Source organism: Paraniabella hibiscisoli, assembly GCF_022512515.1.
GTDB classification, from domain to species: Bacteria; Bacteroidota; Bacteroidia; order Chitinophagales; family Chitinophagaceae; genus Niabella; species Niabella hibiscisoli.
In genome coordinates, this window is record NZ_JAKWBK010000001.1 from 3,182,306 (window position 1) to 3,207,557 (window position 25,252).

Annotated in this window: 27 protein-coding genes and 4 pseudogenes; 25 read left to right on the forward strand and 6 right to left on the reverse strand. The window is 42.6% G+C overall.

Going from position 1 to position 25,252, the window contains the following annotated elements; all coding sequences use genetic code 11:
- Positions 1-16 precede the first annotated feature (16 nt).
- The 6 genes from MKP07_RS19860 (at position 17) to MKP07_RS19885 (ending at position 5,183) form a co-directional block, all read left to right on the forward strand.
- Entirely contained in the window at positions 17-550 is a 534-nt protein-coding gene (locus tag MKP07_RS19860; RefSeq protein ID WP_240848729.1) for a hypothetical protein, read from the forward strand.
- A 79-nt stretch (positions 551-629) separates the two neighbouring features.
- The gene (locus MKP07_RS19865; protein WP_240848730.1) at positions 630-1,475 is read left to right on the forward strand and encodes a hypothetical protein; all 846 of its coding nucleotides are present in this window, start codon (positions 630-632) and stop codon (positions 1,473-1,475) included.
- An 18-nt stretch (positions 1,476-1,493) separates the two neighbouring features.
- Complete coding sequence (locus tag MKP07_RS19870; RefSeq protein ID WP_240848731.1) at positions 1,494-2,126, forward strand: hypothetical protein; 633 nt, start codon at positions 1,494-1,496, stop codon at positions 2,124-2,126.
- Positions 2,127-2,269: 143 nt separating this feature from the next.
- Positions 2,270-3,130: an MBL fold metallo-hydrolase gene (locus tag MKP07_RS19875; RefSeq protein WP_240848732.1), complete on the forward strand. Its 861-nt coding sequence runs from the start codon at positions 2,270-2,272 to the stop codon at positions 3,128-3,130.
- 44 nt (positions 3,131-3,174) lie between these two features.
- On the forward strand, positions 3,175-3,705 hold the full coding sequence (locus tag MKP07_RS19880; RefSeq protein ID WP_240848733.1) for a rhodanese-like domain-containing protein: 531 nt from the start codon (positions 3,175-3,177) through the stop codon (positions 3,703-3,705).
- Between the two features lie 59 nt (positions 3,706-3,764).
- On the forward strand, positions 3,765-5,183 hold the full coding sequence (locus tag MKP07_RS19885) for a phytoene desaturase family protein (RefSeq protein WP_240848734.1): 1,419 nt from the start codon (positions 3,765-3,767) through the stop codon (positions 5,181-5,183).
- 201 nt (positions 5,184-5,384) lie between these two features.
- Here the strand turns inward: MKP07_RS19885 and nfi are convergent, their stop codons facing one another.
- The 5 genes from nfi to MKP07_RS19910 form a co-directional block, all read right to left on the reverse strand.
- Entirely contained in the window at positions 5,385-6,137 is a 753-nt protein-coding gene (nfi, locus tag MKP07_RS19890) for a deoxyribonuclease V (RefSeq protein WP_240848735.1), read from the reverse strand.
- Between the two features lie 9 nt (positions 6,138-6,146).
- Positions 6,147-6,668, reverse strand: a complete 522-nt coding sequence (locus tag MKP07_RS19895) for a lipocalin family protein (protein WP_240848736.1) — start codon at positions 6,666-6,668, stop codon at positions 6,147-6,149.
- A gap of 52 nt (positions 6,669-6,720) precedes the next feature.
- Positions 6,721-6,957: a hypothetical protein gene (locus MKP07_RS19900; RefSeq protein ID WP_240848737.1), complete on the reverse strand. Its 237-nt coding sequence runs from the start codon at positions 6,955-6,957 to the stop codon at positions 6,721-6,723.
- Positions 6,958-7,161: 204 nt separating this feature from the next.
- Complete coding sequence (locus tag MKP07_RS19905; RefSeq protein WP_240848738.1) at positions 7,162-7,458, reverse strand: DUF5995 family protein; 297 nt, start codon at positions 7,456-7,458, stop codon at positions 7,162-7,164.
- Entirely contained in the window at positions 7,422-7,922 is a 501-nt protein-coding gene (locus MKP07_RS19910; RefSeq protein WP_240848739.1) for a DUF5995 family protein, read from the reverse strand. Before MKP07_RS19910 ends, MKP07_RS19905 begins: the two co-directional genes overlap by 37 nt.
- Positions 7,923-8,109: 187 nt before the next feature.
- Between MKP07_RS19910 and MKP07_RS19915 the strand changes: the two are divergent.
- The 4 genes and pseudogenes from MKP07_RS19915 to MKP07_RS19930 all read left to right on the forward strand — a co-directional run bounded on the left by MKP07_RS19915 (position 8,110) and on the right by MKP07_RS19930 (position 10,700).
- Positions 8,110-8,618: pseudogene (locus MKP07_RS19915) on the forward strand (pyridoxamine 5'-phosphate oxidase family protein).
- Between the two features lie 54 nt (positions 8,619-8,672).
- Positions 8,673-9,065 (forward strand): hypothetical protein, encoded by a 393-nt coding sequence (locus tag MKP07_RS19920; protein WP_240848741.1) that lies wholly within the window; start codon positions 8,673-8,675, stop codon positions 9,063-9,065.
- 26 nt (positions 9,066-9,091) lie between these two features.
- Complete coding sequence (locus tag MKP07_RS19925) at positions 9,092-9,925, forward strand: putative DNA modification/repair radical SAM protein (protein ID WP_240848742.1); 834 nt, start codon at positions 9,092-9,094, stop codon at positions 9,923-9,925.
- Between the two features lie 10 nt (positions 9,926-9,935).
- Entirely contained in the window at positions 9,936-10,700 is a 765-nt protein-coding gene (locus MKP07_RS19930; RefSeq protein ID WP_240848743.1) for a TIGR03915 family putative DNA repair protein, read from the forward strand.
- Positions 10,701-10,709: 9 nt separating this feature from the next.
- On the opposite strand, the gene MKP07_RS19935 is transcribed toward MKP07_RS19930, so the two are convergent.
- Positions 10,710-11,225, reverse strand: coding sequence for a DinB family protein (locus MKP07_RS19935; protein WP_240848744.1), 516 nt, complete (start codon positions 11,223-11,225; stop codon positions 10,710-10,712).
- 78 nt (positions 11,226-11,303) lie between these two features.
- Here MKP07_RS19935 and MKP07_RS19940 point away from each other — a divergent pair, with 78 nt between their 5' ends.
- The 15 genes and pseudogenes from MKP07_RS19940 to MKP07_RS19995 all read left to right on the forward strand — a co-directional run bounded on the left by MKP07_RS19940 (position 11,304) and on the right by MKP07_RS19995 (position 25,226).
- Positions 11,304-11,771: a universal stress protein gene (locus tag MKP07_RS19940; protein ID WP_240848745.1), complete on the forward strand. Its 468-nt coding sequence runs from the start codon at positions 11,304-11,306 to the stop codon at positions 11,769-11,771.
- A gap of 136 nt (positions 11,772-11,907) precedes the next feature.
- Positions 11,908-12,386, forward strand: a pseudogene (locus MKP07_RS39055) (sulfatase-like hydrolase/transferase); the annotation flags it as partial.
- A gap of 100 nt (positions 12,387-12,486) precedes the next feature.
- A complete protein-coding gene (locus MKP07_RS39060) occupies positions 12,487-12,723 on the forward strand; it encodes a sulfatase-like hydrolase/transferase (RefSeq protein WP_262919385.1) in 237 nt (78 codons plus the stop codon).
- Between the two features lie 5 nt (positions 12,724-12,728).
- Positions 12,729-13,259, forward strand: a complete 531-nt coding sequence (locus MKP07_RS39065; RefSeq protein WP_317235863.1) for a sulfatase/phosphatase domain-containing protein — start codon at positions 12,729-12,731, stop codon at positions 13,257-13,259.
- Positions 13,260-13,329: 70 nt separating this feature from the next.
- Positions 13,330-13,644: an L-rhamnose mutarotase gene (gene rhaM, locus MKP07_RS19950; RefSeq protein ID WP_240848746.1), complete on the forward strand. Its 315-nt coding sequence runs from the start codon at positions 13,330-13,332 to the stop codon at positions 13,642-13,644.
- A 43-nt stretch (positions 13,645-13,687) separates the two neighbouring features.
- Positions 13,688-15,043 carry a glycoside hydrolase family 88/105 protein gene (locus tag MKP07_RS19955; RefSeq protein ID WP_240848747.1) on the forward strand — a complete coding sequence of 452 codons (1,356 nt, stop codon included), beginning with the start codon at positions 13,688-13,690 and terminating at the stop codon, positions 15,041-15,043.
- 228 nt (positions 15,044-15,271) lie between these two features.
- On the forward strand, positions 15,272-16,315 hold the full coding sequence (locus MKP07_RS19960; RefSeq protein WP_240848748.1) for a TonB-dependent receptor plug domain-containing protein: 1,044 nt from the start codon (positions 15,272-15,274) through the stop codon (positions 16,313-16,315).
- Positions 16,309-18,516 (forward strand): SusC/RagA family TonB-linked outer membrane protein, encoded by a 2,208-nt coding sequence (locus tag MKP07_RS19965; protein ID WP_262919831.1) that lies wholly within the window; start codon positions 16,309-16,311, stop codon positions 18,514-18,516. Before MKP07_RS19960 ends, MKP07_RS19965 begins: the two co-directional genes overlap by 7 nt.
- Positions 18,517-18,545: 29 nt before the next feature.
- Positions 18,546-19,223, forward strand: a pseudogene (locus MKP07_RS19970) (RagB/SusD family nutrient uptake outer membrane protein); the annotation flags it as partial.
- A gap of 428 nt (positions 19,224-19,651) precedes the next feature.
- Positions 19,652-20,545 carry a RagB/SusD family nutrient uptake outer membrane protein gene (locus MKP07_RS19975; protein WP_240850957.1) on the forward strand — a complete coding sequence of 298 codons (894 nt, stop codon included), beginning with the start codon at positions 19,652-19,654 and terminating at the stop codon, positions 20,543-20,545.
- Between the two features lie 258 nt (positions 20,546-20,803).
- Positions 20,804-21,775: a glycosyl hydrolase gene (locus MKP07_RS39070; protein WP_262919832.1), complete on the forward strand. Its 972-nt coding sequence runs from the start codon at positions 20,804-20,806 to the stop codon at positions 21,773-21,775.
- A pseudogene (locus MKP07_RS39075) lies at positions 21,679-23,075 on the forward strand (glycosyl hydrolase); the annotation flags it as partial. The gene MKP07_RS39070 and the pseudogene MKP07_RS39075, both read left to right, overlap by 97 nt.
- Before the next feature lie 11 nt (positions 23,076-23,086).
- Complete coding sequence (locus MKP07_RS19985) at positions 23,087-23,593, forward strand: glycosylhydrolase-like jelly roll fold domain-containing protein (RefSeq protein WP_394803678.1); 507 nt, start codon at positions 23,087-23,089, stop codon at positions 23,591-23,593.
- A 5-nt stretch (positions 23,594-23,598) separates the two neighbouring features.
- Positions 23,599-24,906 (forward strand): family 43 glycosylhydrolase, encoded by a 1,308-nt coding sequence (locus MKP07_RS19990; protein WP_240848750.1) that lies wholly within the window; start codon positions 23,599-23,601, stop codon positions 24,904-24,906.
- Positions 24,903-25,226: a hypothetical protein gene (locus MKP07_RS19995; protein WP_240848751.1), complete on the forward strand. Its 324-nt coding sequence runs from the start codon at positions 24,903-24,905 to the stop codon at positions 25,224-25,226. Before MKP07_RS19990 ends, MKP07_RS19995 begins: the two co-directional genes overlap by 4 nt.
- Positions 25,227-25,252 lie beyond the last annotated feature (26 nt).

Here is a 25,252-nt window from a genome sequence, read left to right on the forward strand (position 1 = left end):
TATTAAATAAAATATTATGAGCACAGCTACACAAACATTGTCTCATTCAGCAGTTGATCAACTATGGAGCCGCTCTGAAAAATTTACTTTCAGGATAGCGTTTATCTTCTTCATCTTACTCATTGTTCCTTTAGAACCCGAATGGTACACTAAATTGTTTTCAGATTTTTCTTTCTATAAATTGCTAGGTTCGCTTGCCGGTTCCAGGCCCGGACTGATAGAAATAAAATCTGAGAGCGGCCGGTGGGGAATTGCCTCCTATACCACCTGGGGCATTCTATTGCTGGCATCGATAATTGGCGGCGTCTTATGGACATTTTTCGTTCGCAAGCGTACCGTCGCGGATTATAACAAACTATATTATTGGTTACGCGTATTGGTTCGTTACCGTATCGCCATAGGGTTAATTGCTTTTGGATTGATAAAATTCTACCCCATGCAAATGCCTTATCCCTCGGTAAGTAACCTGCATACTGAGTTTGGCGATTATGCACCCTTTAAACTATACTGGCAATCTGTTGGACTGTCTTTAGAATACCAGATCTTTTAGGGATACTGGAGATAGCAATAGGAACGTTGCTTTTTTCAGAGCCACCACTGCAATTGGAGCCATCCTTACTGCCGGCGTGTTGTACAATATAGCACATGCAAATCTGGGTTATGATGGAGGTGTGCATGTATACAGCTCTTATTTTGTATTGCTTTCATTGTTTCTGTTGGTTCAATATATTCCAGGTATCTGGAAGTTGTTTATAAAAGGAGAGACCGTAGTGCCACAGCATTATATACCCCGGTACAAAACAACCCGCGGTAAGACGTTCTATATAACAGCCAAAGCCATTTTTATTTTTCTTTTCCTTTTTGTATACAGTTATTACCGGTACGATATGCATTATAATAAGGGGCGTTTGAAAGAACCTATTTTACCGGGACTAAAGAACTCAGAAGGGTTTTATAATATAAAGAGTTTTGTTTTAAATGGGGATAGCCTGCATTATTCACCTACAGATTCTGTTAGATGGCATAGTGCAGCGTTTGAGCGTTATTCTACATTGTCTTATAAAGTGTTTAAACCATTTGATATCCGAACCGGTAATGGTGTTCCGGACGGAACTGACCTGTTTAAGGAGTATGAGCTGACGGGAAGAGCCGGTGGGCGTGTTTACCTGTATTATGAGATCGATTCTGTAGAGCGCAACCTTTACCTGGTAGATAAGAATCAAAAATTCAGTAAACAAACACTAAAAAAATATGCCGACAAAGATTTCCTGGGGTTAAAGGACTTGTATAAAACAGATGCCAGGGATACATTGGGGATTTTGAGATGGCATTATGTACAAACAGACAATGAAACGATCCAGTTGTCTGGCATTGATCAATATAAGGATACTATTCATGTAGAGTTAACACGTATCCCACAGCTACATGCACCAGGTAAATACTGGTACACGGAAAATAAAAAATATCATTATTAAATTATAAATAGAATACAAATGCGAATAGCTTATTCCATCTTCTTCTTGATTTTCATGCTTTTTTATGGAGCAATACATGCTACTCCAACAAAAATTGTTATAAGAGTAAAAGCAAAGGATGCCAAATTTATCGGCACAGGTATTGGCGGCGCTGCTGTAATAGTTAGAGATAACCTGTCGGGATTGGTTTTGTCCCGTGGCGTTACATCAGGCGGTTCAGGAGATACCAAAAGACTCATGCAAACACCCGTGGTGAGATATCAGCCTCAAACGGACAGCGCTACAGCAAAATATATAGCGACCGTCGACATCGATGAGCCTACACTGGTAGATATCGAGGTGCAGGCCCCTTTAAGCCGGAGGGGAGCGTCTATTAAAGGTTCTACTCAGTTATTGATAATACCAGGTAAGGATATTTTGGGCGATGGCATTATCATTGAATTACCTGGTTTGATTCTTGATATTTTAAGCCCGTACACCCATCAATCTTTAACCAAAGAAAGTTTTAGTAAAGGCGGATTTGTTTTCAGGGTAAATTTGGTAATGCTTTGCGGTTGTCCTATTGCTAAGGATGGCGTATGGGATGCGAATGATTTTGAAGTAAAAGCATACTTAAAAAAGACGGGAAACGGGTTGGCGATTATGAACTAAATAAGATTGATGTCGTTAATATATATGAGGGGAAAATTCCTGCGCTGGAAAAAGGTAGTTATGAATTAACTGTACATGCTTTCCAGGGAAAAGGCTATAACGCAGGGGTAGATCGAATTAATTTCACGGTTCAATAATAGTTCATGAACAGACGGAGATTTTTAAAGAATGGCGCATCAATAGCTGGTATCGGGATTCTGGCACCTCGTCTAATGGTAGATAAAACAGCAGGTATGTATCATATAGAGCAATTTACCGATGAAGGTTTGTCGCAGTTTACTTATGCGATCCTGTTCGATCAGAAGATCGTATTGGTTGATCCCTCACGCGACCCTCAGCCTTTTTATGATTATGCAGATCGAAATAATGCCAGTATTATAGCCATTATAGAAACACACCCGCATGCAGATTTTGTAAGCAGTCATGCCGAGATATATCGAAAGCTAAAGACGCGCATCTATACGAGTGATAAGTTGCATGCGAAATATCCGCATTATCCGGTAAAGGATGGAGATGTAATCACATTGAATAATTATCTCCTGTTAAAAATATTAGATACCCCGGGCCACTCTCCGGATAGCATTTCTATTGTATTACAGGAAAATAATATAGATAAAGCGGTGTTTACGGGTGATGCCTTGCTGTTTGGTGATGTGGGCAGACCCGATTTAAGGGAATATGGTTCGAACGAAAATGAGCAGAGGGCAAGCTTGGCAAAAGCCATGTATGCTACTATAAAAAATAAGTATACACCGCTTGCTGATTCGGTGGCCGTATATCCGGCGCATGGCGCTGGTTCTCTTTGCGGCAATGCTACCCGTAATGTTAAGTCGAGCACAATAGGATACGAGAAGAAAAACAATCATGCGTTTCACCACGCTGACGAAGCGGGTTTTGTTGCAGCAATCTTAAAGGATCTGCCTTTTATACCCAAATACTTTCCCTACGATGTAGAATTGAATAGGGAGGGGGCTGCAGATATACAACCGGGTATTAAAAAGTAAAGCTCCTGGAGGAAAATTATCAACCCGATTCCCAGGCATTAGTAGTGGATATCAGGCCTAAAACTTATTTACAGGAGTCTTATTATCCTCGCGCGATCTATGTGCCGGAGGGTGCAAAGTTTGAAACATGGTTAGGCACCGTTATTGCTCCGGGGGACCAGTTTTACCTGGTGGGGCAAGACCAGGAGGCATTGAGCACTGCTATTAAAAAGCTTGCGAAAATTGGCTATGAAACCAATATTAATGGTGGCTTTGTTTATACAGTGAAAAATCAATACCCGGTATTTTTAAATAGCAAGCCTTTTTCATTAAATGATCAGGATCAGTATACCATTATTGATGTGCGTAACAAAAAAGAGTATGATGAGGATCCGATCATAGCATCTTCTGTCAATATTCCGTTGCCAGAATTAAGCAAGAGATTTTCTGATATCCCGAAAGATAAGCCTATTGTAGTGCATTGTGCTTCGGGTTATCGGTCTTCCATTGCAACCAGTATTTTAAGGAAGCAATATCCTCAGCTATCTATACTGGATTTAGGAGAAGAAGTGACCCGTATTAAAAAACAAAACTAAAATATCTTACAGGTTATTTTTACTGACGAGATGTTTAGTTATCTGAATCAGGTTAATTCATGCCAGTTAAATACGATGCTATAGTAGTAGGTTCTGGTCCCAATGGACTGGCGGCTGCAATTGTGCTGCAGCAGCAGGGGCATTCAGTGTTGTTGATCGAAGGAAAAGAACAACTGGGCGGCGGTTTACGCACCGGTGAGTTGACTTTGCCCGGGTTTCATCATGATATATGTTCGGCAATTCATCCCATGGCCATTCATTCACCATTTCTTTCATCACTTCCTTTAGCAGATTTCGGATTAGAATATATTCATCCTGCTATTGCAGCAGCACATCCTTTTGATGGAGGAGATGCTGCCTTTGTTACTAATTCAATTGGGGACACGGCCAGGGCTTTGGGCAGGGATGGGCAAGTGTATCTCGACCTGATTGGGCCGGTGGTAGAAGACTGGCCTTTTATCATAGATAATATACTCGCTCCTTTACGTTTTCCCCGCCATCCATTCAAACTGGCTAAGTTTGGATTGAAAGCCTTGCAATCTGCCTCCGCTATAGCCGAAAAGTTTTCAACTAAAGAAGGAAAGGGATTATGGGCAGGTATGGCAGCTCACTCCATTCAGCCACTTACTAATGCCAGTACTGCGGCAATAGGTTTGGTACTTTCAGCTGCCGCGCATATCAAAGGCTGGCCGATGGCTAAAGGTGGTTCGCAGTCTGTGGCTAACGCAATGGGTGGCTATTTTAAACACCTGGGAGGAACTGTTCAAACAGGTCAGTGGGTACGGTCGGTGGACGAATTGCCGGAAGCGCGCGCTATCGTATTAGATGTAACACCAGTACAGTTATTACAAATAGCAGGATATCGATTTGGATCCTTTTATAAGTCGCAGCTACAGCGGTACCGCTATGGTATGGGCGTGTTTAAGGTAGATTGGGCATTGAGGGGCCCCATACCTTTCACATCTGAACAATGTAGACAAGCAGCAACTGTTCATTTAGGCGGAACATTTGAAGAAATTGCTTTTTCAGAAAGCAGCGCTTCCTCTGGAAAAAGTATAGATAAGCCATTTGTGCTTTTGGCCCAGCAAAGCTTATTTGATGTTTCCAGAGCTCCTGACGGGCAACATACCGCCTGGGGATATTGCCATGTTCCGAATGGTTCGGTGGCGGATATGACTGATATCATAGAATCGCAGGTAGAACGTTTTGCGCCGGGATTTAAGAAACTGATCCTAGGCCGGCATACTATGAGCGCTCAACAAATGGAGACCTATAATCCTAATTATATAGGAGGGGATATTAACGGTGGTATTATTGATCTTCGGCAGTTATATACACGTCCTACTTTAAGCCTTACGCCTTACCGTACATCCGATAAGCAAATATATATCTGCTCATCATCAACACCACCCGGAGGAGGGGTTCATGGCATGTGTGGTTATCATGCAGCCCAAACTATATTAAAGGATCTGTTTTAGTAAAACAACGGAGTATATGGCAGCGATATAAAAAAAGAGGGGCAAACGTCCTGCCTGGAAAAGCACCGTAGCCCACTCTAGCCCTCTAAACCAATGTAAAAATAGTGTGCTGCTATTGATTATTAAATTGGTTTTCGATGAATGAGCTGTTTTATGAGTTCAGTGCCTGCTTTTTTTAGATAAGTAGTTTTACATCAGTGATTACCTGGTGCAACAACCCTTAAATAGCATTGAGCGTACCAGATTTTTTTTAAAAGAGTGGTGGAATATGGTTTTCCTTATGCAGTATTCTTTTTCGTTAACCAGTAAGTGTGCCAGCCGGGTAGGCTCGGGAATCCGGTGTTTGCGGGTGCAGTGCTTAATAATGGTAACGCTTTGAGCAATACTGATTTTATGGCCTGGAGAAACAAATACAGGTTTACATTTTAATTTAGTGCGAAGTACGGTCCCGATACGTTCATCCTTATGATATAAGGCACTTTCAGCGAAAGGCAGATCTGCTGGTTCTGTATAAGTGCCCGTTAGACGGGTTTTCGCACATCCGATGGAAGGAGTATCGGTGAGCAATCCAAAATGGGTGGCAATGCCAAGCCGCCTTTCATGTGCGATACCTTGTCCGTCAAGCACCATTACATCCGGCTTTCGGGCCAGCGTATTCCATGCTTTTAAAAGTGCAGGAATTTCTCTGAATGCTAATAATCCTGATATATACGGGAACCGTGTAGTGGCCACTATCGAAACACTATCTACTGGTATCATCTCGGGATATTTCAATACAATGATGCCCGCATAAATGGTTTCTTCAAATTTGTTAAAAGAAATATCTGCCCCGCCTATGAAATGAATCGGAGCATCAAGCGCAGTAATATTAATTTGCGCCCTTAGTTGCTTTTGGAGCGCTATGGCCTGCGATGGTGTTAATTGATCATACTGATCCGGATTAATGGAATCCATAATTTTTCATTACTGCTGCTGTGTCCATAAAAGATTGGAAACATCAAAACCTGCATTCCGGGCAATGGCCAGGTATTTGTTTTTGATGCTGTCGGGCATCGTTTTATCTCTTGATAATAACCATAGGTAGTCCCTGTTCTTTCCGCAAACCAAAGCATATTGATAGTTGTCATCAATGGCGATAACATTGTAACCCGCATAAAAAGGGCCGAAAAAGGAAACTTTCAACATAGCAATATCCTCGTCTGTTACAAATTTTGCTTTACCGATGGATTGTTTTTGCTTATACTTTTGGGTATCATATCCCGAATTTTTTACCCGTATGGTGCCATCATTATTCGTACTGTATTCTGCTGTTACCCGGCTCATATTTTTCTCAAATCGAAAATCAAACCGGGCTATTTCATACCATTTGCCCAAATAGCGTTCTTTTTGAAAATTGGTAATGGCTTTAATCCCTCGGGGAATAGTTCTGCATCCTGCAAGGTATGCCGCCGCTCCGGCAACAACCAGTATCCGGCCCCAATCCATAAATATTGCTTTTTCATACACTATCAATTAATAATGCTGTGTATTACAATATTTAAGCCGAAACTTTCAGGCAAATTCTTTTAGGCGAAAAACCAGAATTAATAACAGTTTTTAAGGCTTTCTTTTTATCCTTTTTTATAGAATTGAGCGCTTCCTGCCTTGCTTCAAATTTTTCGGATGGAGAAAGATCGGGATTCCGGTTTATTTTATCAAAAAGCTTTTCCAGCTTTGTTTTTAGCATTTCAAGATAGTTCGAGTGTCCGCCTGCATGAACATTTAATAGCATCATTGGGTTAATTTTTCTTAAAGATGATTGAAATAATTAACAGGGCAAATACATGTAATCGCAGAGAAATAAGTGCGCGGAGTGTGTGCTGAGGTGCGTTATCGGTTAAAAACAGATTCGGTGATTTACTTTGTGTTGTTTCGGTTTCTCTGGTTCTTCGCGGTGAATACCCTGGCTGTGGTGAACTCAAAACTCCAATTTTACCTTTTACATTACAACAGACTCAATCAACCCTATGGTTCTTGCCGGTACATCAAATTCTGTTTTCCTGATCAGTTTTAAAAGATAAATGGCCCAGGGGCCTGGCTGCTCAATTTTCTTTCCCAATTTCAATACCAGGTTGTCCATTGCGGCAATATGCTGTTCCTGCTGAATGGGTGTCATATTAGCCAGTAGCTGGGCGTTGCTCCACGATGTGGCCCTTGCTTTGTCAATACTAAAATTTAAAACGGCTTCATGTCTTCCATTTATAATGCGGGCGATAAAACGCATAGGCGCGCCCATACCTGCGACAGGCATTCCTGCACATCATCTATAAGGGTGGCAATAATATTATTAATGGTATTAAAATCTTTTTCAAGTGCATAAATTGTATCGCCGGGAGCAATAGCAGCAGCAGCAATAGCCAGGTCCAGGTTAATATGTGTATTGATCCCTAAAAGTAAATGTTGCAGTACAATATTGTTAGGGTTGGTGCTGCTGTTAAAAGTATATTGCCAGGATTGTGTACAGGGTTTTTGTGCCACGAAGCATTTCCAGGCATCCGTATATCTCGCAGCAAAATGAATATCCAGTTGTTCCATCCGTTTAGCATCCTCAAAAATTCCTTTTGTAATGCCTTCTTTTACAGCTTGTGTCATTCGTAAATAAAGTGCGGCAAAATATCCTGCCCGGAGGTTGTTTTTTTTACAGTGATCTACTATATACTGAAGATCAGTAATTACGGCGTTAATATCTGGATAGGGCATAGTGCAGAATTGGTTGTTTAAAGATACGGGAAGTTGAAAAATAATAAAAACTAAAAATAATAGCAGGTATTTTACTAAATAATTTAGTTTTAGTTTGTATTTTTATATTGTGATTAGAGAAATAGAGCCGAAGAAACTGATTTGGCGCGCTTTCTGTATAGGATAGGCAATTAAACTTCTAAACTTTATGTCTACTGAAAATCTAACACAGCAGGAAGCCGCCCAAAAGCTCAAAGAACTCTCTGAAAAAGCACGTATTTGTATGTTTTGTACGCAGTTAGATGAACTGCCTTTAGCCGCACGTCCTATGACATTGCAGGAGTGTGATGAAGAAGGGAATCTTTGGTTTATAAGCAGTGCCGATAGTAATAAAAATTTTGAAATAGGAGATGATAAAAGTGTTCAGCTATTCTTCATGAATAATAGCGATCACGAATACCTGTCCATTTTTGGTGAAGCCTTTATTTACACAGACAGGGAAACAATAGAAGAAAAATGGTCGCCTCTGGCAAAAGCCTGGTTTGAAGAAGGAAAGATGATCCAAATGTAACTATTATAAGGGTAGCACCGGGGGACACTTATTACTGGGATACAAAAGCCGGTAAGCTGGTAACCTTAGCCAGTTTTGCCTGGGCTGCGGTAACAGGAAAAACAACGGATAACAGCGATGGCGTAGAAGGTAAATTGAACGTATAGTTGTTCCGGACTATCGTTCATGAATTACTTCACGCTTTAATTGGAGGAATAATTATGAACGATAGAATACGGGAGAAGTTAAGCATATTAGCCGATGCAGCAAAGTATGATGTAAGTTGCAGCAGCAGTGGTAGCAAGCGTAAAAATGATGGCGATATCGGCAATGCATCTAATGGCATTTGTCATACTTATACAGAAGATGGGCGTTGCGTGTCATTATTAAAGATTCTGCTAACCAATCACTGTATTTATGACTGTGCTTTTTGTGTGTCGAGGAAAAGCAACGATGTGAAAAGGGCTGCTTTTACGGTAGATGAAGTAGTGCAGCTAACCATGAATTTTTACCGGCGTAATTATATAGAAGGATTGTTCCTGAGCTCAGGTATTTTTAAGAATGCAGATTATACCATGGAGCGCCTTTTGCGCATTGTAAAAAACTTCGAGTAGAAGAAAAATATAATGGGTATATTCATTTGAAGACTATTCCTAAGGCAAGTGAAGAGTTGATCAAAGAAGCAGGTCTTTATGTAGACCGGATGAGCATTAACCTGGAAATGCCTACAGAAGAAGGTTTGAAGTTGGTAGCACCCGATAAAAGTCACCAGGATGTTCAGAAGCCCTTAAATTTTGTACAGAACCAGATAGCTCAATTCAGGGATGATAAAAAACTGATCAAAAGAGTGCCTCAATTTGTACCAGCAGGTCAAAGTACACAGATGGTGGTAGGCGCTACAGCTGAATCTGATATGCAGATCATGCAGACAGCCGACGATTATTATAAAAATTTTTCGCTCAAAAGGGTTTACTATAGTGGCTTTATCCCAATTCCCAATACAGCGGCTCTCTTGCCACAAATAGGAACGCCACCGCCGCTGCTGCGTGAAAACCGTTTGTATCAAACAGATTGGTTAATGCGTTTTTACGGATTTGAAGTGCGGGAACTATTAAATGTAGCGCATCCCAACTTAGAAACGGATATCGACCCTAAGTTAAGTTGGGCATTGCGTAATTTGCATCTTTTTCCTGTTGATATTAATACAGCTGATTATCGCCTCATTGTCAGAGTTCCCGGTATTGGAAGACAGAGTGCGAGACATATTATAAGCGCCCGTAAGTTTGGTAAGCTGCATGTGCATCAGCTTCAAAAAATAGGTATTGCCTATAACCGGGCTCAATACTTTATTTACTGCGCCGATTCTTACACAAGCCTGCGTCAGCTGCAAGCCCACGAAATAAAATCACTTATCCTTAATGGCGGGCATAGTAAGTACAAGGGATTGCATAATGCACAATTGCAATTATTTTAAAGCAAGCTATATGGATTATCTTTTTGATGCGAGTTTTAAAGGACTGTTGACCGCAGTATTTGATTGTTTCGAAAGAAAGGACTTTAACGCAAGGCTGTATGTATCTGCCAGCCACCAAAACTCTGTTTTCGGTATCATACACCATGTGAATACCAATGATGATTGTGCCAGGAGAGTTTGGAACGGTCTTATGAAGCGGTTACCTGCTATTGAAGCAAGAAAGATATATGTAGCGTATTTGTCTGAGATACCTGAAGTGTATAATAAATTATTCGGGTTAATGGTAGATGTATTTCGCAAGAGTGGTGAGGTGATGGGTAATTACGGTGATGGTGATATTCTCTTTATCACCCAGACTGCTAAAAAGGTAGAGCGTGAAAAGCACAGGATGAAGGCTTTCATACGTTTTCAGAAGAGTAAAGATCAGTTATATTTTGCTACCATGGAACCCGACTTTAATGTGTTGCCATTGATAACCCGGTTTTTTAAAGATAGATATGCAGATCAGCAGTGGCTGATCTACGATAATAAGCGCAGGTATGGTGCTTATTATGATAAACAGAATCTTAGCGAAATTGAATTAAATGTATTAGACATTTCATCTGGTGTAGTACCTGCAGACGCCGTTACCTTAGATGAACAGGAGGCTTTATATGCAGCGTTATGGCAGGATTATTTTAAAAGCACCAATATTGCCTCCAGGAAAAATACCCGATTGCATGTACGGCATGTGCCTAAAAGGTATTGGAAGTATCTTACTGAAAAGCAGATTTAATCTAATAAATCAGAAAGGCGATTGATATTTCAAAACCTTTACGGTAACCATCAGTTGTCCGATATGCCGCATGGTATGTTCGGCTGCATGCGTGCAAAGTCCTATAATTGTTGAGGGCAAAGCCGCTCTTCCAACGGAGCGTTGATGAGTAAGAATGCCCGGTGAAAAATGCTTTAAACGATTTAATGTCGCTTGAATCTGTTGTTGGCATTGGTGTTCAAGAGCTGAAACGGACAGGTCGGGAGCTTCTGTTTCCTGCTTCAGATATTCCAATTGGGCCTCAGTCAGTTTATTACCTTCAGCGTAAGTAAGCAGGCGGTCCAGTACGCCGGCAATATGCAATAAATGAAATCCGGGAGAAGCACAACCCGCTGGTTTGCTCCACAACAAATTATCAGGGAAGTTTTGCATAATAATTGCAAGTTCTTCACCGGCCTGTAGCATTGCATGGGCAACCGGCTGAAGGAGCGGTGTGATTCCATCAATAGTTTCCCCTCTTAACCAAACTTCTTTATCTTGTTTCAAAGTAGTAGCTTTATACAGGACTAAAGTAAGCCGAATTTCAAAATCTACCATAGTTTATGGTATTTTAAAATACTGAGTATGAAAAATATTATTACAGCTTTGGATTTGCAGGGGCAAACTGAGTTAATTGTAAATAAGGCCGTAGAAATGGCTGATAAGTTTGGAGCAAGCTTGCACCTGGTTCATGTGGTAGCTCCCGTAGGTACTTATATTGCTACGAACCTGGTAGACCCATTGGCTGGGATGGAAACTGCGCTGCTTCCTAATGAACTTGATTTAATAGAAACGCATAAAAATATCGCCAATGAAAAATTGGATAAAATTGAAGTTCAGCTAAAATCAGGAGAGGTGATCAGAAAAGTTCTTTTTGGCCTGGTGGAGGATGAAGTAGTTAATTATGCCACGGAAGCTGGCGCTGATATGATCGTAATCGGAACTCATCAGCATAGTGGTTTGTCGAGATTGCTGAACGGTGAAACTTCGGTGAGAATATTACATGAGGCTCAAATACCTATATTAGTAATCCCCACTGTTGAACATAAATAATTTATTACATGAGATGGAGATGGCTACTGATATTGCCTGTTTTTGTGACAGGGAGTTTTAAAGAATTGCATGCGCAGCAAAAAAGCCCAATATCATTTTGATACTGGCAGATGACTTGGGTGTGGGCGACCTCGGAGTGTATGGACAACAAAAGATACGCACTCCCAACCTCGATCGCCTGGCCCGCGAGGGAATGCATTTTAACCAGTTTTATACAGGCACTTCGGTGTGTGCTCCTTCCCGTTCCTCCTTAATGACCGGGCAACATACCGGGCATACGCCGATCCGTGGTAATAAAGCTACGAAACCAGAAGGTCAGTGGCCATTACCCCAAGGTACAGTTACGATAGCCGGGCTTTTGAAAAAGCAGGATATACAACCGGTGATTTTGGAAAATGGGGATTAGGTTTTGTGGGGACCAGTGGCGATCCTAATAAGCAAGGCTTTGATGAATTTTATGGTTACAATTGCCAGTCGCTGGCGCATGATTACTTCCCTGAGCATTTGTGGCATAATAACACCAAAGTATCTTTGCCCAATAGCAATGCGCAACAAACTGTTTACGCCGCACAGCTTATTCATGAAAAGGCTCAACAATTTATTCAAAAAAATAGCCAGCAACCATTTTTTCTTTTTCTCTCTTATACGCTTCCCCATGCAGCTTTACAATTGCCCGCTAATGATTCTTTACTGGCATATTATATAAAAGCCTTTGATGAAAAGCCGGTTGCTATCGCAGCAGGATGGGAGGAAAGGCTACCAGCCTCAGGCTTATCCGCACGCCGCTTATGCAGCCATGGTAAGCCGGTTAGATCAATATGTTGGAGATGTCAGGAAGCAGGTTGAAGCTTTGAGCATTGCCGACAATACTTTAATACTTTTTGCCAGTGACAACGGGCCTCACAAAGAAGGGGGAATGATCCTGTGTTCTTCAATAGCAGTGCTGGATTAAAAGGCGTGAAACGTGATCTTTACGAGGGAGGTGTTCGAACTCCCTTTATTGCGTGGTGGCCGGGTACTATAAAAGCGGGTCGTCAGTCTGATTTTGCGGGAGCATTCTGGGACCTGCTACCCACTTTTGCGGATCTGGCAGATGTTAAGGTTACGTCGCCAACGGATGGAATATCTATTGTTCCCGAGCTGAAGGGGCGCCAGCAGAAGAAGCATGATTATTTATATTGGGAATTCCATGAGCAAGGGGGCAAGCAGGCCGTTCGTATGGGAAAGTGGAAGGGTATACGTTTGAATGCTATGACCCATTCTGATGGACCTGTAGCATTGTATGATCTGAAGTCAGATCCGGCAGAGCAGCACGATATAGCAGCCGCCCACCCAGAAATTGCAGCCCGTATTGCGGCCATTATGAAGAAAGAACACATTGAAAACGAAGACTTTCCTTTTTTAAGAATACTTCGAAGTAATAGTGAGCGGTTGTTTCAGGATAGTTCAGGATGCGCTGTTGAGCAGGAAGTTTTATTTTGTTATTGATTAAGTAACGACTGCGATAAATGCCAAATACATTATTCGCGCTTCCTTTATTGAACAGAAAACCAATTGTATGCAACGCATTGCTTTTAAAATGAAATTGCTTCCCGGATTTGAAACGGAGTACCAAAGACGTCATGATGAAATATGGCCGGAGTTAAGCCAGCTTTTACATGAGACCGGAGTGAGTGATTATGCGATATTCCTGGATCCACAAACCCTTGACTTACTGGGTGTATTAAAACTGGAGGAAGGTAAAACGATGGATGGATTGCCTTCGCATGCAGTTATGCAAAGGTGGTGGGCTTATATGGCCGATATTATGGAGACGCATCCCAACAACGCACCCTTGTCGATTCCTCTGAAAGAGGTGTTTTATATGCCTTAGCGTTTTTTAAATTTTTCCATACTTAAACCAAAAATGAATAATAATGGCCGGTCAAATTAAAATAACCCTTTTGGCGGGATGGCTGATGTCTACGGCAGTCTCCGTATCTGCCCAATACGTGAGCGGTAAAGGCAATGATGCTACAATGCCGCTGCACCTGATGAAACCGGATTATGATATACCTTATGGCGAAGCGACTCCTGAGAAAGTGAAGGTGGTTTTAGATCGTGTTTATAACTACCTCAATGCTGTAACACCAGCCAGCCTGGCGGATAAACAGACTGAAGGCCTGGTTGAGTTGTCAAAAGCCGGTGAAAATGCTATTTTAAAAAAGGGGGATTTCAGGCTCACCAGCTACGAATGGGGCGTAACTTATACCGGCATGCTGGAGGCTTCGGCGGCCACCGGGGATAAGCGGTATGCGCAGTATTCTGTTAACCGGATTAATTTTTTAGGCGATGTGGTAAAACATTATAAAGGCTTACAGGTGAAACAGGCGGATATGGCCACTCCGGTCAGATCAGTTTTGCAACCTCATGCCCTGGATGATGCCGGCTCCTTATGTGCGGCTATGATTAAAGCTATGCAGGCAGGTGCTAGGGCTGAAGTAGTAAGACCTATGGTGGATAATTTCATTAACTATATCATGACCAGGGAGTTCCGGCTAAGCGATGGTACTTTGGCTCGCAATCGGCCCCTGCCTAATACGCTTTGGTTGGATGATCTTTATATGAGCCTCCCGGCACTGGCTCAAATGGGGAAATTGACGGGTGATAATAAATACTTTGATGAAGCAGTAAAGCAATACCAATTGTTTGCAGGCCGCATGTTTAATAAAGACAATAATTTATACATGCATGGTTGGGTGCAGGGTATGGACCCGCATCCCCAGTTTCACTGGGCGCGTGCTAATGGCTGGGCTATTATGACAAAGATTGAATTATTAGATGCTTTGCCCGATTCGCACCCGGGAAAAAAACAGGTTCTGGAAATGTTGAAAAAACATGCTGCAGGTCTGGCTGTTTTGCAGGACAAGAAAGGCTTCTGGCATCAGCTTCTGAATAAAAACGATTCATACCTCGAAACATCAGCTACAGCTATCTATGCCTATTGTATAGCGCGTGCCATCAATAAGGGATGGTTGGATGCAAAGGCTTACGGACCCATGGTGATACTGGCATGGAATGCTGTAGCAACCAAGGTTACAGGCGACGGACAGGTGGAAGGGACCTGTGTGGGAACTGGTATGGGCTTTGATCCGGCATTTTATTATTACAGACCTGTAAATAATTTTGCAGCTCATGGTTATGGTCCGGTATTACTGGCTGGCGCTGAAGTTTACCGGATGTTGAAACAGCACCCGTTCGAAATAAACGATAGTGCTGTACAAATGAAGTAACCGGTAATTCTCAACAGTATATATTTTTCAGTGCGCTATTGAAGGCGCGCTTTTTTATGCCTCGTAATTCGGGTAAAACAGGTGGCGAAATATTTTCAAAAAGTTTTGTATGCAAATGAGTTAGTTGTGACTTGGAGCAGGATGGTTCAGGACAGTTGAACTTTTTTATTGATTACATTGTATAGTACTTCTAACGATTATTTAATTTAAACCAAACAAAACAGTCATATGAAAAGAAGCAAGTATTCTTGTTGCTTATTGCTGTGCGCAATATTTTTCTGGCTAAGTCCTCTTGTATTACTGGCCCAGCAAACAACGAAAATTACAGGTACAGTATTAGACGAAAATGCCAAACCTGTGGTAGGGGCTTCGGTGCAGGTAAAAGGAGGAACCCTTACAGTCGCTACGGGATCGGAGGGCGAGTTTACCATTGACGTAGCCATGAACAGTGTCTTGGTTATTTCCAGCGTAGGTTACGAAACACAGGAAGTAACTGTAAATCAGCCGCAGTTGAATGTGGTGCTCCGGCAGAAGGCGGCAGAAATGGACCAGGTGGTAGTGGTAGGCTATGGAACCCGTAAGAAAAGTGATGTTACAGGCGCTATTGCCTCAGTGGGTGGAGATGACCTGCGTAGTGTACCGGTTACCAATCTTACACAAGCTTTGCAAGGCCGGGTAAGCGGGGTGGTATCAACGCCGAATAGCTTTAGGCCCGGTTCCGGAAGTACCATCCGCATTCGGGGTAACCGGTCCCTTAATGCCAGTAATGAGCCGCTGTACGTAGTTGATGGATTCCCTGTAACCTACACCATCGATGATATGAACCCTGCCGATATTGAATCAATAGATATTTTGAAAGACGCGTCGGCAACCGCTGTCTATGGTGTACGCGGCGCTAATGGTGTGGTGCAGATCACTACCAAAAAAGGTAAGGCAGGTAAAGTAAATGTAACCTATATGGGGAGTAAATCGGTTGACCAGATCATCAGGCAATCACCCATATATGACGGCCCCGGCATAGCTGATGCCTGGAGACAGGCTTTTTTGCTGACCGGCAATATACCGCCAACAGGGGTACTGCCTCCGCTACCAATCCATTGTACTATTACCCTACAGCTGCTAATGATATTGCCTTGTTCTGGACGCGTTTTGGCAGCATTGAACAATGGAACTCAGTTAAAGATGCCTATACCTGGGATGTCTATGATCCGGCCAATAATGTCTTCAGAGCACGTAAACGCCCGACAACAGATGCGGAAAAAGCATTGTTAAGAGGATTAGGTATCACCTCTCAACTGGATAGTATTGATATGTACGATCCTTCAAAAGTAAAAAGCTTCGATTGGCAGAATGAAGTAGGTTTAAGAAATGGCGCTACCGATAATCACAGTATTTCGGTAACAGGAGGAAGTGATAAGATCAGGTCTTCGCTGAACGCTGGTTATTTTAAACAAACGGGTATTGAGTATGCCCAGGATTATACGCGTTATTCCATCGGTAATTCGGTAGATTTCAAACCCACCAAATTCCTGAATTTTGGTACCTCTATTAATTTTATACATAGTATTACGAATACCAGTACCAGCTCTTATGGCAATGCGAATGGAATGATACCGCTGGTTACACCCTATGACAGTGCGGGAAATTTTGTGCTGTTCCCCAATAGAGATCAGCAAATTGTAAGCGCTATTAATGACCGTAACACGGTGATGGATCAAACCAAGGCCAACCGGGTTTTTGGTAATGTATATGCCGAAGTTACTTTATTCAAGGGGCTTAAGTACAGGACGATGTTCGGTGCTGATATTCGCAATTCAAACAGGGGGACGTTCAATGGTGCGCAGTCTTCCATCAGGTTGGGAAGCCCGGCTAATGCATCCAGAACAGATGTTCGCAGTTCATCCTGGGTATATGATAATATTTTAACCTATAATACAACTATCAAATCAGATCACTCCATTAATGTTACCTTGTTACATGAAATGCAAAGCCTGAACAGGACCGACACGGCTACCATGAGCGCTAATAATCTGATTTTTGAATCTCAGAAATGGTACTCATTGCAAAAGAACACAGATGCCACAGTTACCGGTAGCGGTAATTTCGCCGAAGCTAAATATTTGTCTTACATGGCAAGGGTAGAGTATGGTTTCAGGAGCAAGTATTTGTTAACGTTAAGCAACCGTTACGATAACTCTTCCGTATTTGCAGTTAACAGTACCGGTGCCTGGTTCCCGTCGGCTTCATTGGCCTGGCAGTTGGATAGAGAAGGATTTTTCGCATCACAGAATATATTCGATTATGCAAAGCTGAGACTGGGTATTGGTACCGTGGGTAATGCGTCTATAGCTCCTTATCGCACCGGGGGACCATTGGCATCTACCAGTTATAGCTGGGGTAATGGTACACCTGCCATCGGCGCAGCGCCTGCTACTTTTGCCGTTCCAACGCTTACATGGGAGAAAACCACTACTGCCAACTTCGGTATAGAATTTGGCATTTTGAACAATAGGGTTACCGGTACCATTGATTTGTATAATACTAACACGGTTAACCAACTGCAGGATAAATCGATACCGGCCGCGAATGGAGTAGGCTATCTGTCGGTGAATCTGGGTAAAGTAAACAACAGGGGTATTGAAGTAGCATTAAGTACCAGGAATATAGATAAGGCTGATTTTAAATGGAGTACCGATTTTATGTTCACGAGGAACATCGAAAAACTGGTAGACATTGATGGTTCGGGTAACAGTAACTTTGCTAATCTTTGGATATTAAATCAACCTTTGCAGGTTTACTGGAGCTATAAAAAAGAAGGCATTTTTCAATACAGCGATACCGCCAGCGGAGGTATTTTGTCTTCATTGTACTGGATCAAAAACGGCAAAACCAATACGGCATTTTTACCGGGTAAAATAAAGATCCTCGACGCTAACGGTGATTCCACTTTTAGTAATGCAGATAAGGTAGTGTTGGGCTCTCATAACCCTGATTTTATAGCTAGTATCAATAATACATTTTCTTACAAAGATTTTGAGCTCAACTTTCTTACTTACTTCAGGGTAGGTGGATTGTACCGTGTACCCAGGCCGGGTTTGGTAGGTCGCTACCAATCTAACCGCGTTGATTACTGGACCCCCTCTAACCCCTCTAACGATTACCAGCAACCCACTCAAACCAGTGATATTCCCCTTTATTGGGAGGCACTTACTTACAGGAAAGCTACTTTTATACGGGTAAGGAATATTACACTTACTTATCGATTGCCCAAAACACTTACTTCTAAAATGCATGCTAATAATCTTGCCCTGTATGTAACAGCGGTTAATCCCTTCCTGATACATAACGGAGATAAGGATTATGATCCCGAAACAGTTCCCTACAGGGAGTTTCCTGGAAATACCACCAGCCAGGTAGGACCGAACTCCTATAGTTTCAAAAGTTATGTGGTAGGTGTAAGAGTTGATCTGTAAGTTTTTTATAAAGGCTAAAAAGTAATACAATGAAGAATCTAATACTATATATAAAATGCACCGTTATTATTCTTTTATTAACGGGGGTAATATCTTGCAACAAGTTTATAAAGGAAGAGTTGGTAAGCACGCTGACAGAAGATTATTATAAAACAGATGCAGGTCTGGAAGACCTTGTAAAGTCAGCCTACGCTCCCTTGCAGTGGAAGTTTACCGGTGAGCAGTCTTACGCCATGTCCAATTTTGGAACAGACGAATTTCGTGAGGGGGATCAGTTTAATAATGTGAGGTATAATGATTATGATGCGAATCTCAACGCCAATGATCTTTTTGTTGACGGATTATGGGCTAATAATTATGCGGGTATACGTCGCTGTAATCAGGGTATAGAGCTCATTTCGGTTTACGATAATCCGGCGTCTACTACTTTGGGTACGCAGGCTAAAAAAGATCTAAGGATAGCCGAGCTGAAAGGATTGAGGGCATTCTACTATTTTCATTTGTTACAACAGTTAGGAGGCGTTCCGCTTGTACTAACAGTTCCAAAGGAAGCACAGTACGAGTTTCCACGGGCCAGCGAAGCTGATGTGTATGCTCAAATAATTACTGATCTAAGGGCGGCAAGTGCCGTGCCTAGCCTTCCCTGGCGTTACACAACCGCAGATCGTGGACGCATTACAAAAGCAATGGTAAATCATTATCTGGCCAAAGTGTACCTGACCCGGGGAAGTGCGGTTACGGAGCAGCGGGGACAAAAAGCCACCGATATGGATAGCGCTATTTATTATGCGAACGATGTAATATTAAACAGCGGCCACGTTTTAGAAGCTGATTTCGGCAATCTGTTTAATGCGGCATATCCTGATGGCACAATAGCTCCTCTCGGCCAGGTAGGTGCTGCACCTCTTAGCAGCAAGGCAAAAATAGAAGCCAATAATGCGAGTAATGAAATTATTTTTGCGGCGCAGTTCAGCTCCAATTTATTGCTGGTAGGTAGCGGTGCTAATAATCAAACCCATCTTTTTTATCCGTCGCAGTACGATGCGGGGGTAACCGGCATGGTTAGAGATTTTTTAACGGCCGGCCTTTCAGAAGGCTACGCCCAACAGATTATACCATCGATATTTTTGACAAGATCAATGATTCCAGGTTTTTTAAAACCTTCCAGACCGTTTATTACCGCAATGCTGCCATACCTGCACAAAGCGCATCTCCTGCACTGTATTGGACAGCGGCAAATGCACCGGCTCCAGGGCTGGTTAATTTACCCAAGGTTATGCTGGGTGATACCGCCGGCATATACATTGTAAATCCGCCCAATCTGCCGCTATTGACCTCTCAGATTTCGGCTATGCGTTATTACGCGGTGTTTGCAAGAAATAAACAAACTACAGCGGGTGGTGCCATCACCACTGATTTTAATAACAATAAGTATCTTACTATGTGGAAGTTTTCTGATCCGATCCGCTTAACGAACACTAACAACGAGGCCAAGGGAATCCGGAACGGTACTTACGCAAGGTTGGCAGAAACCTACCTGATCATAGCAGAAGCCTACGGCAGAAAAGGGGATTATACCAATGCCTTAATTTACGTAAACAGGCTTCGCCAGCGGGCTGCCTATAAAGCCAATGAAGCACGTAGTCCGCAGATATGGCAATACATGGGTGGCCCTAACAATTTAGCCAACACAGAAGCTGGTAATACGGCCACTACTACATTGTTTACCACCAATGCGCCCAGCGAGCTGTATCCTTCAACCGTAACATCAAGTACTGACCGGTTTATTCATTTTATGTTGAATGAAAGAACCCGCGAGTTATGCGGAGAATTTTTCAGATGGGAGGACCTGGTACGTACCGAAACGCTGTTTGATAGAACCAAACTGTATAATGCGGATATTAGTCCTTCATTTGCCACCTTCCATAAACGCAGGCCGATCCCTTACCTGCAAATGGTAGCCCAGCAAATTGGCGGACAACCGATGTCGCCAGATCAGATGAAAAATTATCAGAACCCCGGATACTAACCCATTAAATAGTACGAATGAAAATGTCGCTTTAAAATAGCGGCATTTTTTTTGCTTTATCCACAGGATAGTTCAGGATTGCTGTTCGTTGCAGAACCTTAATTTTACGAGGACGCTTATCGTAAATTGATAAAGAATGATTGCTTTGGGTTCGCGGCGACAGGGATACAACAGCCATTTTCAAAATGCTAAAAAGTATTTATGATTTTTAAAGGGAAAGATTTTCGGCATTTGCTATATAGCACTGTTTTGATATTGATGATTTTCGGCGAAGTAAAAGCCCAGCTTGCCTGGCCCGTTATTCGTCAACAACATAAGCCCTGGACCCGCTGGTGGTGGGAAGGGAGCGCTGTAAATGAGAAAGGGCTTAGCTGGAACCTGGATCAATATCAAAAAGCAGGCCTGGGTGGAGTAGAAATAACACCTATCTATGGGATTTATGGTGAAGAAAAAAACTTCGTGGATTTTCTCTCTCCCAGGTGGATGCAGTTGTTTTCCCATACTTTAAAGGAAAGTAGGCGTTTGGGTCTTGGTGTAGACCTGGCCAATGGCACAGGCTGGCCTTTTGGAGGTCCCTGGGTGAAAGATGAGGACGCCAGCAAAGCCATTTATCATAAAGTATATACAGTAGAAGGAGCTGGTCAGTTAACCGAACCAGTGAGTTTTGAACGGGAGGGTTTTGTGCGTACCGCCAACGGTAAAAAACTGGCGATAGGGTCTGTTCAAAATCCGGTAACCCAAAATAAAAATTTGCAGGAGCTGGCCCTGGACCAGGTACAGTTTGCGGGGAAATTGCCGTTGGTGACTTTGATGGCTTACAATCAGCATTCGAAATCTTTAGATCTTACCAGTAAGGTTTCAGCTGATGGCAGACTCCAGTGGAAGGCTCCCTCCGGATCGGGCAAATGGACTTTGTATGCTTTATTTGAGGGCCTTCATGGTAAAATGGTAGAAAGAGCGGCTCCCGGTGGAGAAGGATATGCTATAGATCATTTTTCAAAGAGGGCCGCCCAAAACTATTTCAAAAATTTTGACGAAGCTTTTAAAGGATATGATATCAGTTATCTTCGCTCTTTTTTAATGACTCCTACGAGGTGGATGATGCACGCGGAGAGGCCAACTGGACACCTGAATTTTTCGATGAGTTTTATAAACGTAAAAGCTATGATCTGCGTACAGAACTACCTGCGTTGCTTAGTAAATCAAACGATGAGAGAAGCGCAAGAGTAGTTTATGATTACCGGTCGGTGATCGATGAGCTTTTACTGGAAAACTTTACCCGGGAATGGAAAAAATGGGCAGGCAATAAAGGCAAAATGCTGCGCAATCAAAGTCATGGTTCTCCGGCTAATACATTAGATCTATATGGTGTTGTGGATATACCTGAAACAGAGGGTAACGATGTGCTCCGGTTTAAATTTGCTACTTCGGCGGCAAATGTTATGGGAAAGCCTCTGGTATCTTCCGAATCGGCTACCTGGCTCAATGAACATTTTTTATCTTCCTGGGGTGATGTAAAAAAGGCATTGGATCTTTTTTCCTGGGAGGTGTAAATCACATATTCTATCACGGAACCGAATACTCTCCGCAAGAAGCCAAATGGCCAGGCTGGTTGTTTTATGCTGCTGTTCATTTTCAACCGGAAAATCCGCAATGGAAACATTTTCATGCCCTAAACCAATACGTAGCCAGGGTGCAATCCTTCCTGCAAAGCGGTCGGCCAGATAATGACCTATTACTTTATTATCCCATTGCAGACCGGTATGCGCAACCAGGCAATACACTCTTGCAGCATTTTGATGGGATGGAAAAGAATTTTGTAAACACCGATTTCGAGCATGTTTCAAAAGAAATGATTGAAAAGGGATATAGTTTTGATTTCTTCTCAGACAGGCAGCTACAACAATTCAAATTTCAGAACAACAATGTGGTCACCGGGGGCAACCAATTTAAGGCTATTTTGCTGCCAGCTATAGATCGGATCCAAGAAACATCGATGGCTGCAATACTCCGCCTTGTAAAGGAAGGTGCAACTTTGTTAGTGCACCGGCAGCTGCCTCAAAATGTACCCGGACTTTATAAATCGGAAGAAAGAACCGCCACATTAAAAGCATTACTATCTGCTTTACATTTTGATCAGGTGCAAACTGTACGAGCGGCTAAATTGGGGCGGGGACGGGTATATTTAAGTGATGATCTTAGTGAACTAGCCCGCTTGGCAAAAGCAAGACAGGAAAAGCCTTCCGCTGATTCTGTTTATATGTTACGCCGCAAAAACAAAGAGGGCCATTTTTATTTTGTAAATAATCGTAGCAACCGCTCATTAGAAGAGTGGATAAAGCTGTCGGATAAAGCTACTACGGCTGCTTTATTCGATCCTGCTAGTGAGGCAAAAGGAATGGCGCGGATCAGGCCAGGTAGAGATGGCAGTGTTGAAGTAAGGGTACAACTGGAGCCGCATGCATCGATAATTATTGAATCTTATCAGTCAAAAAAACAGGTGCAGTATTCCCTTATAGAGATATTGTAGGCCAGGCTCAGATTTTAAAAGGTCAATGGAAGCTGGAGTTTCTTAGCGGAGGACCTGCTTTGCCTTCTTCAACGGTGATGAATGAGTTAGGCTCCTGGACCAATCTTGACAATGATGCGGTTAGAAATTTTTCCGGGTTGGCAAAGTATACCATTCAGTTTAATAAACCATCGGGTGAAGCCGCCAGTTATCTATTAAACCTGGGTAAGGTAAATGAAACGGCAGAAGTGCTGCTTAATGGCAAATGGATAGCTACTTTAATAGGCCCGTCTTATACAACGCTGATACCTGCTACTGCATTACAATCAACCAATAAACTGGAAATAGTGGTGGCCAATTTAATGGCTAATCGCATTGCTTATATGGATCGTAATAGTATGGCCTGGAAGATATTTTACAATACTAACATGCCAGCCAGGAAAGCAGAGAACTTGAAAGATGGTTTATTCAGCGCGGCACATTGGAAACCGCTTCCCTCCGGACTTTCAGGTCCTGTAAGTTTAACACCCTTAAAATAAATAGATTGCTACCATTAAAACTGATACGATTATTGAATCCTACAGCCGTTAGAATGTTGTTGTTCGCTGGCTTGTATTTTGGGAACGGTGCAGTTAGCCTTGCGCAGATGCAGCCTATTAAGAATGATACATTTTGGAATACCAAAGAGGGGCAACCGATTTACAGTCAGGGTGGTGGCATCTTCAGGTTTAAAGATCCCGCTACAAAGATTGAAAAATACTATTGGTATGGCGTGCATTATAAAGAGGCAGATCAATACCGGCGGGATCCTTCGGTAACCTTACCCAATGCTACTTTTGAGGCGGTGACCTGTTACTCATCAACTGATTTGGTGAATTGGAAGGCTGAAGGCAATGTGGTAACGCGGGAAGATCTGGAAAAGACGAACAAAGTTACCTGGGTAGGCCGTTTAGGTGTAGCATACGTGCAAGAGTTGAAGCAGTACGCCATGTTTGTTCAGTTTGGCAACCAGGTATTGGTGGCGCTTGCTGATAAACCTGCGGGCACCTTTAGCTGGCACCAGTTGATTGACATGAAGCCGATCATAGGTACACCCAATACTGGCGATCAGACCGTTTTTACAGATCCTGACACCGGTACATCTTACCTGGTTTATTCTTATGGGAGGGGCCGCAACCGTATCTATATATCTGAAATTGGCGTAAAGAATGGTAAAGTAGGTTTACTGGATTGTAAGGAAATATTTAAGGGCGCCAGCCGTGAAGGGAATTGTATGTTTAAATACCACGGTAAATACTATATGGCTGCCTCGAATATTTATGGCTGGGATGCTTCATACGCTTACCACCTGGTGGCTGATGATATACGTGGGCCTTATTTGCCGGTAAATTATATGCAGGTAATAGAAGGCAGTGAGCGGGATTACGCACATGTGACCCAAACCGGCTTTTTTGTTAACGTAAAAGGTAGCCAAACAGAAACGGTATTATACTGTGGTGATCGCTGGGCCAATTTTGCAGGAAATGGATTGGGATACAATCAGTGGTTCCCTCTGTCTTTTAAAAACGGGGTTCCTTATTTTAATTCTTTAAGTTCCTGGAACCTGGATGTATTGACAGGTTCGTGGCAAGTGGCGGCAGATAATAACTATGTATCGAATGGGAGTTTTGAGGCAGACCGCAACCGTATCCCAAGTCATGTAAAGCCAGTGCAGACTGAATTGCTGGGTTGGACAACAGAAGTGCTGCAAGGTAATAAAGTGTCTTTAGATAGCAGTAGTTCGCCGGTTTTGAATTACTTCAATAAGCAAGCCGACAGAAGAGTAGTGACCGGAGAAAAAGCCTTTACATGAGCGACAAGATTCCATTTAAACGGACGGTGTCGCAGGTGATCAGTTCAACACCTTATGTTGCGCTGAAGGATGGGTTATACACGCTCACCGCTATGATCAGGTGTAGCCCGGGAACAGCCAAAATTAAAATGTATGCGCAAAGCAAGCATGCACACCCGGCTTTGAATTATATTACTGCCGATGAGAGTTGGAAAAAGATCCGGATCGAGAAGATCAAAGTAACCGGAGGGCAGGTAGAGATAGGATTTATAGGGGAGGGTGCTGCTCATGGTTTTTGCATCGTTGATGATGTAACCTTAATAATGAATACAGGTTTATGATATGCGGGAAAAAACAAATAACTGAT